This is a genomic window from Klebsiella sp. 18074 (assembly GCF_902705905.1).
Taxonomy (GTDB): domain Bacteria; phylum Pseudomonadota; class Gammaproteobacteria; order Enterobacterales; family Enterobacteriaceae; genus Klebsiella; species Klebsiella terrigena.
Genome location: NZ_CACSIS010000025.1, coordinates 60,985 through 74,537, shown reverse-complemented (window position 1 = coordinate 74,537; position 13,553 = coordinate 60,985). Strand labels below are relative to the sequence as shown.

Here is a 13,553-nt window from a genome sequence, read left to right as displayed (position 1 = left end):
GCAATGGCATCACACCACCCAGTTCATCAGCAGCGTGGCAGCAATCACCGTCGACGCCCCACCGATACGGGTCGCAATCTGTGCAAACGGCATCAGCGACATTCGGTTAGAGGCCGACAGGATCGCGACGTCTCCGGTGCCGCCGAGTCCGCTATGGCAGCTGGTGACGATCGCCGCTTCCACGGGGTACATATTGAGGCGCGATGCAATAAAGAACCCGCTCAGCGCCATGGCGATAACGATCGACCCGCACACCACCACGTAGCCGACGGAGAATACCGCGACCACGCTTTCCAGCGGCACGTACAGCATCCCAAGCCCGATCATCAGCGGCCATACCAGCGCCGCGGAGACAAATTTGTAGCAGCTGTAGGCACCCACCTCCATCGCCGCCGGGATCGCTTTGGTATATTTACAAATGACGGCGGCAAGGATCATCAGCACCGGGCCGGGAATATGCACCAGCTTCTCCAATAGCCCGCCGACAATGAAAAAGGCGCAAATCATCAGCAGACCGCCGCCCATCAGCTGAAAGTCGGTTTGCTGCGGGCCCAGGGCCTGAGTGAAGACGCTGTTATCCTCATGGCTGCGGATCAGCATCCCGCTCCCTGACAGCTCTGGGCGACGAACGCCCAGTCTTGCCAGTACGCCGGCGCAAATAATCGCAAAGATGTTGCCGACGACCGCCGCCGGAGCCAGCTGCGCAACGTAGACGTCGGGGGTTTGCCCAAGGATCGCCGAATAGGCCAGCGAAAGCGGGAGAATGCCCTCGCCGATCCCTCCGCCGATGATCGGCACGATAATAAAGAAAAAGGTGTGGTACAGGCTGTAGCCAAACAGCATCCCCACCAGCAGGCCGGTGAGGATGGCGGCAACCGTCCCGACAACCAGGGGGACAAACATTCTAACCATCCCCTGAATCAGGATCACCCGATTCATCCCCAGGATGCTGCCCACCACCAGACAGGCAATAACGAAATAAAGCAGATTGGCTTCTTTCATCAGCAGATGCACCGTCGCCAGGGTGTGCGGGGCAAACATTTCAAAGTAGACCAGTGCCGAAGGCACCATCAGGCACAGTATCGCCGGGCCACCGATATCTTTCAGTACCGGGACCATGCGGCCGATTTTGGCAAACGCAAAGCCCAGGGTCATAATCACCGCCAGGCCACCGATCATATTTTTGGGCAATACGTTGGCGTAGGCGGCAATGGCCACAACGATCGCAATACCGACGAACAGCACCAGCGGAACGGACCCCACTTCCGCATTCCCCAGAATTCTGAGCGCGGGTCGGGCAGGCAGTGAATTTTCAATAGGATGATTTAGTGAATTATTTTCCATCTTTCACCTGACTTTTTATAAATAGCTATGTAGGGGCACAAATAACAGCAATGTTATTCAACCAGAATAAAATGAGAATAAAATAGTACACGAGCGTATTGAGCCTAAAAAAAGTAGCACAGCCATTGAACATAAAAAAGCCATGCGCCATTTCGAATGATGGTTTTGTGATTGACCTTGAATCTCAACTTTAAGTAATTTAAGTCGGACTTTTGTAATTAAAATTATCGCTGAAAATGTTTTTAACCGCCCTCAATGAAAACATCAGGTTACCGTCCTTGTATATTTGTAAGTAAAGTCCTCGGCGTAAAAGTATTTAAAGAAAACAGACTGTGATTTCTATCACCCTGCAGCGCACGAGGGATTGTTAGATTAAAAAAACAGTAGCCGCAGACCATACTTTATCAGGACACCCTATGCCTTCACTATTATTACAATCACTGTTCCCGCTGGTGTTTATCATGCTGCTCGGATGGATCAGCGGCAAGCTCGGCTATACCCGCCGAGAAGATGCCACGGTTTTAGCGACCGTGGTTATTCGCTTCGCCCTGCCCTTTCATCTCTTTATTGGCGCCTTAAACACCAGCCCCGATAAAATTAAAAATTTTACTTTTATGGCGGTGCTGGTTATTGGCCTGATGGGCTCTTATTTTCTGACCCTGCTGCTTTCCCGCTACGTGTTCCGCCACGATATCAAGACCAGCGCGATCCAGTCCCTGGTCTGCTCGTTCCCCGACATGGCCTATTTTGGCGCGCCGGTGCTGGCGGTGCTTATCGGGCCGGAAGGCTTCCTTGGCGTGCTGATCGGCAATCTCATCACCAGCGTGTTTATGATCCCGCTGACGATTATCCTTATTCGCCTCGGCGATAAAAACGCCGCGGCGCAGGGGTCGGAGCTAAACCCCGTCATGCTGATATGGCAAAACCTGATGAAGGCGGTCAGAAATCCGATTGTCTGGATCCCAATATTAGGCGTCCTGTTAAGCCTTGCCGGAATAAAACTGCCGCACCTCCTAAGCGCCCCGATTGAAATGGTCGGTAAAATTGCCGGCGGCCTCTCCCTGTTTGCCCTCGGCCTGCTGTTTTATGGCGAACGTCCGGCGTTAAATCGTCAGGTGTTTACCAATATCGGAATTAAAAACCTGATCCAACCGGGAATGATGGCGGCAGCCGGGCTGGTGCTGGGTCTGAGCCATAGCCTAATGCAGCAGGTTATTATTATCGGCGCCACCCCATCCGCAATTGCCGCAGGAATGTTTGCCCTGCGCAGCGATACCTATATTGAATCAGCATCCTCATCGATTTTAATCGGCACCGCTCTCGGCGTGGTGACGGAGGGCATAATGATCTATTTAATTTCCTAAATTATGCCCGGCGGTCTCCGCGCTATTAATTAGCTATAAATTTTGATCGGTATTTTTGCATAATACATATTCAGGAGTAACCCATGTTAAACCAGGACACTATTTACACTCCCTATAACGGCTCCGTATTACTGGAAAACCCGTTACTTAATAAAGGGCTGGCATTTACCGACGGCGAACGCGATGCCTTTGGTCTGCACGGTTTTCTGCCGCAAAAGGTGGAGACGATTGAGGAGCAAACGGCAAGAGCCTGGGAACAGTTTGGTCAGTTTAAACGCGATATTTCACGCCACGTCTATCTGCGCAATATTCAGGATACTAACGAGACCTTGTTTTATAACGTTCTGCGCACGCATATGACCGATACCCTACCTATCGTCTATACCCCGACGGTCGGCGAGGCCTGTGAACACTTTTCGGAAATTTATCGCCGCGCCAGGGGCCTGTTTATTTCATGGCCGGACCGCCACCAAATTGATGAGATGCTGCAAAGCTTCTCGCGCAACGATATCCGGGTCATCGTGGTCACCGACGGCGAGCGCATTCTCGGCCTCGGTGACCAGGGCGTTGGCGGGATGGGCATCCCGATTGGCAAACTTTCGCTCTACACCGCCTGCGGCGGTATTCATCCGGCCTCTACCCTGCCGATCATGCTCGACGTTGGCACCAACAACGCGCAGCTGATCGACAATCCGCTCTATATGGGCTGGCGCCACCCGCGCATCGACGACGACAGCTACCTCGAGTTTATGGATATGTTTATTGAAGCGGTGAAGCGCCGCTGGCCTGACGTGCTGCTGCAGTTCGAAGATTTTGCCCAAAAGAACGCCACCCGCCTCCTGCAGCGCTATCGCGATCGGCTGTGCTGCTTCAACGACGATATTCAGGGTACTGCCGCCGTGACGACGGGTACCCTCATCGCTGCCGCCCAGGCGGCCGGCAGCCGCTTATGCGATCAGCGCGTGGTCTTCTTAGGCAGCGGCTCCGCGGGCTGCGGTATCGCGGAAAAGATCGTGGCGATGATGGTCGATGACGGGCTGTCCGAGCACGAGGCCCGCGGCCGGGTATTTATGGTCGATCGCTGCGGCCTGCTGACGGACGCGATCCCCGAGCTGCTCGATTTCCAGCAAAAGCTGGTCACTTCCCGACACAGCATTGCCCACTGGGACGTCGGCACCGGCCCCGTCTCGCTGCTCGACGTTGTGCGCCATGCGCATCCGACCGTACTGATCGGCGTTTCAGGGCAGCCCGGTCTGTTCAGCGAAGAGATTGTCAAAGAGATGCACCGGCACTGCGCCCGCCCGATTATCATGCCGCTCTCGAACCCAACCTCTCGCGCCGAGGCCCAGCCTGCGGATCTGATCGCCTGGACGGAAGGAGCCGCGCTGGTCGCCACCGGCAGTCCCTTTGCCCCGGTGGTTTACGCGGGCAAAACCTACGATATTGCCCAATGCAATAACGCCTATATCTTCCCCGGCCTCGGGCTCGGCGTGCTGGCCGGCAAGGTCAAGCGGATCACGGAAAAGATGCTCACCGCCGCAAGCCGCACCCTGGCCGCTCACTCCCCGCTGGCAGCGGCGGAAAGCGGCGGGCTGTTGCCGCCGGTGGCGGAGATCGAAACGATATCGCGCGCCATTGCCCTGGCTATCGCGAAGGTCGCCCAGCAGGAGGGCGTGGCACCGCAGCTTAGCGAAGAGCGGCTGCTTGCCCGCATCGAACAAACCTACTGGCAGGCGCGCTACACCGCCTATAAACGCTCATCGTTCTGAAAAGACGGGTCCGGCTGGTAATATGATATCCGGGAGGCAGATAGCCCCCCGGCCTTAAGAGAGGCCCGCGTGATAAATGTCCTTATTATCGATGACGATCCGATGGTCGCTGAGCTAAACCGCCTGTTTCTCAGCCGGCTTAGCGGCTTTTGCTGCTGCGGCATCGCCCCGACCCTCGGCGAAGCGCAGCGCATCATCAGCGAACGGCCGCAGGGCATTGACCTGATCCTGCTCGATGTTTACATGCATAAGGAGAACGGGCTGGACCTGCTGCCGGCGCTGCGCCGGTCGGCGCACGATATTGACGTCATCATGATCACCTCCGCCGCCGACGCGCTCACCGTGCAGAGCGCAATGCGCTACGGGGTGGTGGATTACCTCATCAAGCCCTTCCAGTTCTCCCGCTTTGAAGAGGCGCTGATCGCCTGGAGCCACAAGCGTAGCCAGCGCCACGCCATGCCCAGTTACCAGCAGTCGGACATCGACGACCTGCTCAATCACGCTTCGCGGCAGCGCGCGGAGAGCCGTCGCCTGCCAAAAGGGTTGACCGCCGAAACGCTGCGCACGGTGTGCCGCTGGATAGGCGCTCACCCTGAAGCCGAGTTTTCAACCAATGAGCTGGCGGCGCAGCTGGATATTTCCCGGGTATCCTGTCGCAAGTATCTGCTCTGGCTGGCGCAGATCGATATTCTGCACACCAGCAACCACTACGGCGCCACGGGGAGGCCGGAGTACCGCTATCGGCTGATTGCGGAGCATGACTCACTGCTCAAACAATTTAGCCACTGACGCGTCGGCGTGCAGTGGCTAAATAATCGTTACCTTGAGCGACAGGCGGCGCTATTTCTTCTTCGGAAAAAGCTCTTTGCGCTTATAGGGTTCGATTTCTCCGGGTTTGCGGGTTTTCAGCAGCTTGAGGATCCAGGTGTACTGCTCGCTATGCGGCTTGACGAAAATTTCCACCTCTTCGTTCATCCGCCGGGCAATCGTATTATCATCGGCCTCCAGCAGGTCGTCCATCGGCGGGCGTACCAGCACCGTTAGACGATGGGTTTTGCCATCATAGACCGGGAACAGCGGCACCACCCGCGCCCGGCAGACCTTCATCAGGCGGCCGATCGCCGGCAGCGTGGCTTTGTAGGTAGCAAAGAAATCGACGAACTCGCTGTGCTCCGCACCGTGATCCTGATCGGGCAGATAGTAGCCCCAGTAGCCTTGACGCACCGACTGGATAAACGGCTTGATGCCGTCATTGCGCGCGTGCATGCGCCCGCCAAAGCGGCGACGAACGGTATTCCATACGTAATCAAATACCGGATTGCCTTGGTTATGGAACATCGCCGCCATTTTTTGTCCGCCGGACGCCATCAGCATAGCCGGGATATCCACGCCCCAGGCGTGCGGTACCAGGAAGATCACCTTTTCGTTATTGCGCTGCATCTCGTCGATAATCTCTTTTCCCTGCCAGTCGACGCGGGAAAGAATGCGCTGCGGATCGCGCAGGCCAAGTTCAGCCATCATGACCATCGCCTGAGGCGCAGAGGCGTACATCTCATCAATAATCGCTTCGCGTTCCTGCTCGCTCTTTTCCGGGAAACAGTACAGCAGGTTTATCTGCGCGCGGCGGCGCGAGCTTTTGGCCAGCCTGCCGACAAAGCGCCCCAGCTTGCCGAGAATCGGATCGCGGAATGACGGGGGCGTCAGCGCAATCCCCGCAAAAGCAATAACGCCCAGCCACGCGCCCCAGTAGCGCGGGAGTAAAAAGGATTTCTCAAATTTTGGAATAAACTCAATATTATTTTTTTTCGTTTCCATGCCCGATCCGCAAAAATGGTGCTGAATAAAGATAAGGAGATACCTAAGGCTATAGTTTAGCGACACGTTGGGGAAGGTACAAAAGAAAAAGCCGGCGCGCACTAGCACCGGCTTTTAATAACAGCGCGTTAGTCGAATCGCAGCTGCGGCATAACTTCTTTCACCTGCGCCAGATAATCCGTGCGGTCGGAACCGCTCAGCCCTTCCGTACGCGGCAGTTTCGCCGTCAGCGGGTTTACCGCCTGCTGGTTAATCCATACTTCATAATGCAGATGTGGCCCGGTAGAGCGGCCGGTATTGCCCGACAGCGCAATGCGGTCACCGCGCTTCACCTTCTGCCCGGGTTTCACCAGCAGCTTACGCAGGTGCATATAGCGGGTGGTGTAGGTACGGCCGTGGCGTACGGCGACATAGTACCCCGCCGCGCCGCTGCGTTTGGCCACCACCACCTCGCCGTCACCGACGGAAAGTACCGGCGTGCCCTGCGGCATCGCGAAGTCTACGCCGCGGTGTGGCGCGACGCGCCCGGTCACCGGATTGAGGCGGCGCGGGTTAAAGTTTGACGACACGCGGAACTGGCGCGCGGTTGGGAAGCGCATAAAGCCCTTCGCCAGGCCGGTACCGTTGCGATCGTAGAACTTGCCGTCTTCGGCACGGATGGCGTAGTAATCCTTGCCGTCTGAACGTAAACGCACGCCCAGCAGCTGGCTCTGCTCCCGCTTGCCGTTAAGCATTTCGCGCGACATCAGCACCGAGAACTCGTCGCCCTTTTTCAGCTTGCGGAAGTCCATCTGCCACTGCATAGCTTTAATAACCGCGCTGACTTCGGTACTGGTAAGGCCCGCGTTACGCGCGCTGGAGACGAAGCTGCCACCAACGGTACCTTTCAGCACGTTGTTGACCCAGTCCCCTTCCTGCAGCTCGCTGCTCATCTTGAAGCCGTTACCCACGCGATTATAGGTGCGGGTTTCGCGACGGGACATTTCCCAGGTCAGGCTTTGCAGATCGCCATCCGCCGTCAGGCTCCATGAGAGCTGTTGGCCAATCTTGAGGTTGCGCAGCTCTTTATCAGCGGTCGATAAAAGGGAGATATCGCCCATTTCGATACCGTACTGATTGAGGATGCTGCTGAGGGTATCGCCGGTTGATACGACGTACTCATGGCCGCCTGAATCGCCGTCGGCCTTATCGTCCAGCTCGTCCTGAGGGATAGCTTCTTCCTCCTGCGCGGCCTGATCGATAGGTTCAGAGGCTTCCGGCAGCAAGGAACGGATTTCGCTTTTTTCCAGCTCAATCGTTCTGACGATAGGGGCTGATTCGTGGTGGTAGATGTACGGTCGCCAGACGGCAACCGCTAAGGTTAGAACGCTCAACGACCCCAGCATTACGCGGTGAGGTCGTGGCAAATTGTTAAATGCCTGAGTGACAGCGCGGGCTATCTGTTGCACGTATTCACTTCCTCGTTAATCTCCTTTCAGGCAGCTCGAATACTGGTTCGCCAGCTGGTTCAGGAACTGCGGATAACTTTCTTTACCCAGCTTAATTCCTGTACCCAGCGGATCGAGGGTTCCCATGCGCACGGAGGTACCTCTGGCAACAGCTTCTATAACGGCTGGCCTGAACTGTGGCTCAGCAAAAACGCAGGTCGCTTTTTGCTCAACCAGCTGTGTTCTGATTTCGTGTAAACGCTGCGCACCAGGCTGAATTTCAGGGTTAACGGTGAAATGACCAAGCGATGTCAGACCGTAGTGTTTTTCAAAGTAGCCGTAGGCGTCATGAAAAACGAAATACCCTTTTCCTTGCAGCGGTGCCAGCTCGTGACTCACCTGTTGATCGGTCGAGGCTAATTTTGCCTCAAACTCCTTCAGGTTAGCGTCAAGTTTGGCTCGACTCTGCGGCATAAGTTCCAATAATTTATCGTGGATTGCAACCGCCGAAAGCCGCGCTATCTCTGGGGATAACCACAGATGCATGTTGTATACGCCGTGATGGTGATCGTCGTCACTTTTTCCACCTGCAGCGTGATCGTGGCCGTCGTGGTCATCGTCGTCATCCGCGCCTTTCATGAGCAGCGGTTTCACGCCGTCAAGCTGGGCGATCGTCACCTTTTTGTTTGGCGCAATGCTTTGCGTTGACTTATCCATAAAGGCTTCCATCTCAGGGCCAACCCACACTACTAAGTCTGCGTTCTGTAAGCGTTTTGCATCTGAAGGGCGCAGAGAATAGTCGTGCTCAGAGGCGCCATCTGGCAGCAGCACCTGGGTGTCGGTGACCCCGTCAGCGATAGCGGAAGCGATAAAGCCAAGAGGTTTCATTGAGGCAACTACGGCGGCATTCGCCGCGGAGGTCTGGGTGAACAAAAAAACGGCGCTAAGTCCAGCGCAAAGAAGCGTATTTTTATGTAACATAATGCGTCTAATCGTCGTAATGAATGAGAAAGATGTGATATTATAACATTCACTAGCTTGTGCAACCCTTAATTTGACATGACAAATCTTGTAACTTTGCAAAACGTCTCGGTGGTCTTCGGCCAGCGACGCGTGCTGTCTGACATTTCGCTCACGCTTAAGCCAGGCAAAATTTTGACCTTACTCGGCCCGAACGGCGCCGGTAAATCCACGCTTGTACGGGTCGTTCTCGGGCTGGTAGCACCAACTGACGGTGTTATCAAACGAGAGGGAAAGCTGCGCATTGGCTATGTCCCACAAAAATTACACCTCGATGCCACGATGCCGCTCACCGTCAGCCGCTTTTTACGCCTGCGTCCGCAGACGCGTAAGCAGGATATTCTGCCGGCGCTGAAGCGTGTCCAGGCCGGACATCTTATCGATGCCCCGATGCAGAAACTCTCCGGAGGCGAAACGCAGCGCGTGCTGCTCGCGCGGGCGCTGTTAAATCAGCCGCAGCTGCTGGTGCTTGATGAGCCGACGCAGGGCGTCGACGTCAACGGCCAGGTGGCGCTGTATGACCTGATCAACCAGCTGCGCCAGGAGCTTAACTGCTCGGTGCTGATGGTCTCCCACGACCTGCACCTCGTGATGGCGAAAACCGATGAAGTGTTGTGCCTGAATCAGCATATCTGCTGCTCCGGCACGCCGGAAGTGGTCTCGATGCACCCGCAGTTTATCTCGATGTTCGGCCAGCGCGGCGCGGAACAGCTGGGTATTTATCGTCACCATCATAATCACCGCCACGACCTGCAGGGGCGGATTGTACTGCGTCGGGGAAATGACCGCTGATGATTGAACTACTGTTACCCGGCTGGCTGGCCGGGGTGATGCTCGCCTGCGCCGCCGGCCCGCTGGGCTCGTTTGTCGTCTGGCGCCGGATGTCCTATTTTGGCGATACCCTCGCCCACGCCTCGCTGCTCGGCGTCGCTTTTGGCCTGCTGCTCAACGTCAACCCCTTCTACGCCGTTATCGCCATCACGCTGCTGCTGGCGGGCGGGCTGGTATGGCTGGAGAAGCGCCCTCACCTCGCCATCGATACGCTGCTGGGGATTATGGCCCACAGCGCGCTGTCGCTGGGCCTGGTGGTGGTCAGCCTGATGTCGAACGTCCGCGTAGACCTGATGGCCTACCTGTTTGGCGATCTGCTGGCGGTGACGCCGACGGATCTGATCTCAATCGCCATCGGCGTGGCGATCGTGCTGGTCATTTTGCTCTGTCAGTGGCGCAACCTGCTGTCAATGACGATCAGTCCCGACCTGGCGTTCGTTGACGGCGTGAAGCTGCAGCGGGTGAAGCTGCTGCTGATGCTGGTCACCGCCCTGACTATCGGCGTGGCGATGAAGTTTGTCGGGGCGCTGATCATCACCTCGCTGCTGATCATCCCCGCCGCCACGGCGCGCCGCTTTGCGCGTACGCCGGAGCAGATGGCGGCTATCGCCGTTGGCATCGGGGCGATCGCGGTAACCGGTGGACTGACCTTCTCGGCGTTCTACGACACGCCGGCCGGCCCGTCGGTGGTGCTGTGCGCTGCGGTGCTGTTTATCTTCAGCATGATGAAGAAAGCGGCCGCCTGAGCACTCTTTTTCCGGTAGCGCTGCGCTGAGCAGAGCTACCGGTTGGCGCGCCCGGCTAGGGCATTTCCGGCGGCTTGATGCCGAAGTGGTTCCAGGCACGGACCGTCGCCATACGCCCCCGCGGCGTTCGCTGCAGGAAGCCCTGCTGGATTAGATAGGGCTCCAGCACGTCTTCAATGGTTTCGCGCTCTTCGCCAATGGCCGCCGCCAGGTTATCCAGGCCGACCGGGCCACCAAAGAATTTATCGATCACCGCCAGCAGCAGCTTGCGGTCCATATAATCAAATCCTTCGGCGTCAACGTTAAGCATATCCAGCGCCTGGGCGGCGATGTCGAGAGAGATGCTGCCGTCATGGCGCACTTCCGCGAAGTCGCGCACCCGCCGCAGCAGGCGGTTGGCAATACGCGGGGTGCCGCGCGCGCGACGCGCCACTTCCAGCGCCCCCTCTTCGCTCATCTCCAGCCCCATAAAGCGGGCGCTGCGGCTCACAATGTGCTGTAGATCGGCAATCTGATAAAACTCCAGCCGCTGGACGATGCCGAAGCGGTCGCGCAGCGGCGAGGTTAACGAACCGGCCCGCGTAGTCGCGCCAATCAGGGTGAACGGCGGCAGATCGATTTTTATCGAACGCGCCGCGGGCCCTTCCCCAATCATGATATCCAGCTGATAGTCCTCCATCGCCGGATAAAGCACCTCTTCCACCACCGGCGAAAGGCGGTGAATTTCATCGATAAACAGCACGTCGTGGGGTTCGAGGTTGGTCAGCATCGCCGCCAGGTCACCGGCTTTTTCCAGCACCGGCCCGGAGGTGGTGCGCAGGTTAACGCCCATCTCATTGGCGACGATGTTGGCCAGCGTCGTTTTTCCCAGCCCCGGCGGGCCAAAGATCAGCAGATGGTCGAGCGCGTCTCCACGCAGCTTGGCCGCCTGGATAAAGATTTCCATTTGCGAGCGCACCTGCGGCTGGCCCACGTACTCTGCCAGTAGTTTAGGGCGGATTGCGCGATCGACCGTCTCTTCAAACCCGGTGCTGTCTGCCGATACCAGCCTGTCTGCTTCAATCATCCCTTACCTCACAACGCGGCGCGCAGCGCTTCGCGGATTAGCGTTTCACTGTTGGCATCCGGGCGGGCGATTTTACTCACCATTCGGCTGGCCTCCTGAGGTTTATAGCCCAGCGCCACTAGGGCGGCAACCGCTTCCTGCTCGGCATCATCGCTGGACGGGCCGGAAGGCGATGTCAGCACCAGGTCGTCGGCCGGGGTAAACAGATCGCCGTGTAATCCCTTGAAGCGGTCCTTCATTTCGACGATCAGGCGATCGGCGGTTTTCTTGCCAATCCCTGGAAGCTTAACCAGCGCCGCGGCCTCTTCGCGCTCGACGGCGTTAACGAACTGCTGCGCCGACATGCCGGAAAGGATCGCCAGCGCCAGCTTCGGCCCTACGCCGTTGGTCTTAACCAGCTCGCGGAACAGCGTACGCTCCTGTTTGTTATTAAAACCAAACAGCAGCTGCGCGTCTTCGCGAACCACAAAATGGGTAAATACGACCGCCTCTTTGCCCACTTCCGGCAGTTCGTAAAAGCAGGTCATAGGCATATGCACTTCATAGCCAACGCCTCCCGTTTCCAGTAATACCAGCGGGGGTTGTTTTTCGAGAACGATGCCTCTGAGTCTGCCTATCACATGCTGCTCCTGCGTTAAGGGCTAAAGTATCTGCCGGTATCATAAAAAAAGGCTGGATAAATATCCAGCCTGATTTGACGTTATCGCAAGCGTCCGCGCGCCAGGTTTAGCCGACTATCGCCTATCTGCGTCGCGTTCTGACTCACGTGGCAGTGGGTAATCGCAATGGCCAACGCATCCGCCGCATCCGCCTGCGGGTTAGCCGCCAGCTTCAGCAGGGTGCGCACCATATGCTGCACCTGGCTTTTTTCCGCGCTGCCGATGCCGACCACGGTTTGCTTGACCTGCCTCGCGGCGTACTCAAAGACCGGAAGATCCTGATTGGTCGCCGCGACAATAGCCACCCCGCGCGCCTGCCCCAGCTTCAGCGCCGAGTCGGCGTTTTTCGCCATAAACACCTGTTCAATCGCGAAATAGTCCGGCTGAAACTGGGTGATAATTTCCGTCACGCCCGCGTAGATCAGCTTCAGGCGCGACGGCAGATCGTCCACCTTAGTGCGAATGCATCCGCTGCCAAGATAGCTTAACTGCCGCCCGACCTGGCGGATAACGCCATAGCCGGTAATGCGCGAACCCGGGTCAATACCGAGAATAATAGCCATCACGCATCTCCGGTAATAACGAAGCCCTGAGACCCTAAATATTTCAGTTCACAGCCAGGCGGCCACGCAGCGCATCCCCGGAAGCGCAGATTCACTACGTAACCGGGGTAAGCGAGGAGAGCCAACACCGCTGTAGGCTGAAAGATTACGGGAATCACAGCGTTGCGGCGACCTCATCAGAGATCTCGCCGTTATGATAAACTTCCTGCACGTCGTCGCAGTCTTCCAGCATATCGATCAGACGCAGCAGCTTCGGCGCGGTCTCCGCATCCATATCGGCTTTCGTCGACGGGATCATTGAGACTTCGGCCGCGTCAGCTTTCAGGCCAGCCGCTTCCAGCGCGTCGCGTACGGCGCCCATATCTTCCCACGCGGTGTAGACGTCAATCGCGCCGTCGTCATAGGTCACAACGTCTTCCGCCCCCGCTTCCAGAGCCGCTTCCATAATCACGTCTTCGTCGCCAGCTTCGAAGGAGATCACCCCTTTTTTGCTGAACAGATAGGCCACCGAGCCGTCGGTGCCGAGGTTACCGCCGGTTTTGCTGAAGGCGTGACGCACTTCGGCAACGGTACGGTTGCGGTTGTCGCTCAGGCACTCAACCATCACCGCCGTGCCGCCAGGGCCGTAACCTTCATAAATGATGGTTTCCATGTTCGCGTCATCATCGCCGCCTACGCCACGGGCGATAGCGCGGTTCAGGGTATCGCGGGTCATGTTGTTGGCCAGCGCTTTATCAATCGCTGCGCGCAGACGCGGGTTAGAAGCCGCATCGCCGCCGCCTAAACGCGCGGCGGTGACCAGCTCGCGAATAATTTTAGTGAAGATCTTACCGCGTTTGGCATCCTGTGCCGCTTTGCGGTGCTTGGTGTTGGCCCACTTACTATGACCTGCCATAAAAAACTCTCCAAAAATGCCGTTTTCCCGAAGCCTTCTGACCAGCAGGAGGCG

13 protein-coding genes are annotated in these 13,553 nt (G+C 57.2%); 5 read left to right on the top strand and 8 right to left on the bottom strand.

The window, feature by feature from the left end:
* Nucleotides 1–9 precede the first annotated feature (9 nt).
* The gene (locus GVK32_RS21645) at nt 10–1,344 is read right to left on the bottom strand and encodes a 2-hydroxycarboxylate transporter family protein (RefSeq protein WP_159872235.1); all 1,335 of its coding nucleotides are present in this window, start codon (nt 1,342–1,344) and stop codon (nt 10–12) included.
* Between the two features lie 416 nt (nt 1,345–1,760).
* On the opposite strand from GVK32_RS21645, the gene GVK32_RS21640 reads away from it, so the two are divergent.
* The 3 genes from GVK32_RS21640 (at nt 1,761) to dcuR (ending at nt 5,266) form a co-directional block, all read left to right on the top strand.
* Nucleotides 1,761–2,708 carry an AEC family transporter gene (locus tag GVK32_RS21640; RefSeq protein ID WP_159872233.1) on the top strand — a complete coding sequence of 316 codons (948 nt, stop codon included), beginning with the start codon at nt 1,761–1,763 and terminating at the stop codon, nt 2,706–2,708.
* Between the two features lie 83 nt (nt 2,709–2,791).
* Complete coding sequence (locus tag GVK32_RS21635; protein WP_159872231.1) at nt 2,792–4,477, top strand: NAD-dependent malic enzyme; 1,686 nt, start codon at nt 2,792–2,794, stop codon at nt 4,475–4,477.
* Nucleotides 4,478–4,546: 69 nt separating this feature from the next.
* A complete protein-coding gene (gene dcuR, locus GVK32_RS21630; protein ID WP_159872229.1) occupies nt 4,547–5,266 on the top strand; it encodes a two-component system response regulator DcuR in 720 nt (239 codons plus the stop codon).
* A gap of 51 nt (nt 5,267–5,317) precedes the next feature.
* Here dcuR and lpxM read toward each other — a convergent pair whose 3' ends face one another.
* The 3 genes from lpxM to znuA all read right to left on the bottom strand — a co-directional run bounded on the left by lpxM (nt 5,318) and on the right by znuA (nt 8,700).
* Nucleotides 5,318–6,292: a lauroyl-Kdo(2)-lipid IV(A) myristoyltransferase gene (gene lpxM / locus GVK32_RS21625; protein WP_133598531.1), complete on the bottom strand. Its 975-nt coding sequence runs from the start codon at nt 6,290–6,292 to the stop codon at nt 5,318–5,320.
* Nucleotides 6,293–6,420: 128 nt separating this feature from the next.
* Nucleotides 6,421–7,740, bottom strand: a complete 1,320-nt coding sequence (mepM, locus tag GVK32_RS21620; protein ID WP_041146234.1) for a murein DD-endopeptidase MepM — start codon at nt 7,738–7,740, stop codon at nt 6,421–6,423.
* 15 nt (nt 7,741–7,755) lie between these two features.
* Nucleotides 7,756–8,700 carry a zinc ABC transporter substrate-binding protein ZnuA gene (gene znuA / locus GVK32_RS21615; protein WP_159872227.1) on the bottom strand — a complete coding sequence of 315 codons (945 nt, stop codon included), beginning with the start codon at nt 8,698–8,700 and terminating at the stop codon, nt 7,756–7,758.
* Between the two features lie 78 nt (nt 8,701–8,778).
* Here znuA and znuC point away from each other — a divergent pair, with 78 nt between their 5' ends.
* Complete coding sequence (gene znuC, locus GVK32_RS21610; protein ID WP_159872225.1) at nt 8,779–9,531, top strand: zinc ABC transporter ATP-binding protein ZnuC; 753 nt, start codon at nt 8,779–8,781, stop codon at nt 9,529–9,531.
* The gene (gene znuB, locus GVK32_RS21605; RefSeq protein WP_159872223.1) at nt 9,531–10,316 is read left to right on the top strand and encodes a zinc ABC transporter permease subunit ZnuB; all 786 of its coding nucleotides are present in this window, start codon (nt 9,531–9,533) and stop codon (nt 10,314–10,316) included. Before znuC ends, znuB begins: the two co-directional genes overlap by 1 nt.
* 55 nt (nt 10,317–10,371) lie before the next feature.
* On the opposite strand, the gene ruvB is transcribed toward znuB, so the two are convergent.
* From ruvB to GVK32_RS21585, 4 genes are all read right to left on the bottom strand, one after another.
* Nucleotides 10,372–11,382: a Holliday junction branch migration DNA helicase RuvB gene (gene ruvB, locus GVK32_RS21600; protein ID WP_041146238.1), complete on the bottom strand. Its 1,011-nt coding sequence runs from the start codon at nt 11,380–11,382 to the stop codon at nt 10,372–10,374.
* 8 nt (nt 11,383–11,390) lie between these two features.
* Nucleotides 11,391–12,002 carry a Holliday junction branch migration protein RuvA gene (ruvA, locus tag GVK32_RS21595; protein ID WP_041146239.1) on the bottom strand — a complete coding sequence of 204 codons (612 nt, stop codon included), beginning with the start codon at nt 12,000–12,002 and terminating at the stop codon, nt 11,391–11,393.
* Nucleotides 12,003–12,082: 80 nt separating this feature from the next.
* Complete coding sequence (ruvC, locus tag GVK32_RS21590) at nt 12,083–12,604, bottom strand: crossover junction endodeoxyribonuclease RuvC (RefSeq protein WP_041146240.1); 522 nt, start codon at nt 12,602–12,604, stop codon at nt 12,083–12,085.
* A gap of 154 nt (nt 12,605–12,758) precedes the next feature.
* On the bottom strand, nt 12,759–13,499 hold the full coding sequence (locus tag GVK32_RS21585) for a YebC/PmpR family DNA-binding transcriptional regulator (RefSeq protein WP_159872221.1): 741 nt from the start codon (nt 13,497–13,499) through the stop codon (nt 12,759–12,761).
* Nucleotides 13,500–13,553: the final 54 nt, after the last annotated feature.

What these genes read in the sequence shown, in the direction of transcription:
- GVK32_RS21645 (WP_159872235.1), bottom strand. Translation starts at nt 1,344, where the DNA reads ATGGAAAATAATTCACTAAATCATCCTATTGAAAATTCACTGCCTGCC.
- GVK32_RS21640 (WP_159872233.1), top strand. Translation starts at nt 1,761, where the DNA reads ATGCCTTCACTATTATTACAATCACTGTTCCCGCTGGTGTTTATCATG.
- GVK32_RS21635 (WP_159872231.1), top strand. Translation starts at nt 2,792, where the DNA reads ATGTTAAACCAGGACACTATTTACACTCCCTATAACGGCTCCGTATTA.
- lpxM (WP_133598531.1), bottom strand. Translation starts at nt 6,292, where the DNA reads ATGGAAACGAAAAAAAATAATATTGAGTTTATTCCAAAATTTGAGAAA.
- znuA (WP_159872227.1), bottom strand. Translation starts at nt 8,700, where the DNA reads ATGTTACATAAAAATACGCTTCTTTGCGCTGGACTTAGCGCCGTTTTT.
- znuC (WP_159872225.1), top strand. Translation starts at nt 8,779, where the DNA reads ATGACAAATCTTGTAACTTTGCAAAACGTCTCGGTGGTCTTCGGCCAG.
- znuB (WP_159872223.1), top strand. Translation starts at nt 9,531, where the DNA reads ATGATTGAACTACTGTTACCCGGCTGGCTGGCCGGGGTGATGCTCGCC.
- ruvB (WP_041146238.1), bottom strand. Translation starts at nt 11,382, where the DNA reads ATGATTGAAGCAGACAGGCTGGTATCGGCAGACAGCACCGGGTTTGAA.
- ruvC (WP_041146240.1), bottom strand. Translation starts at nt 12,604, where the DNA reads ATGGCTATTATTCTCGGTATTGACCCGGGTTCGCGCATTACCGGCTAT.
- GVK32_RS21585 (WP_159872221.1), bottom strand. Translation starts at nt 13,499, where the DNA reads ATGGCAGGTCATAGTAAGTGGGCCAACACCAAGCACCGCAAAGCGGCA.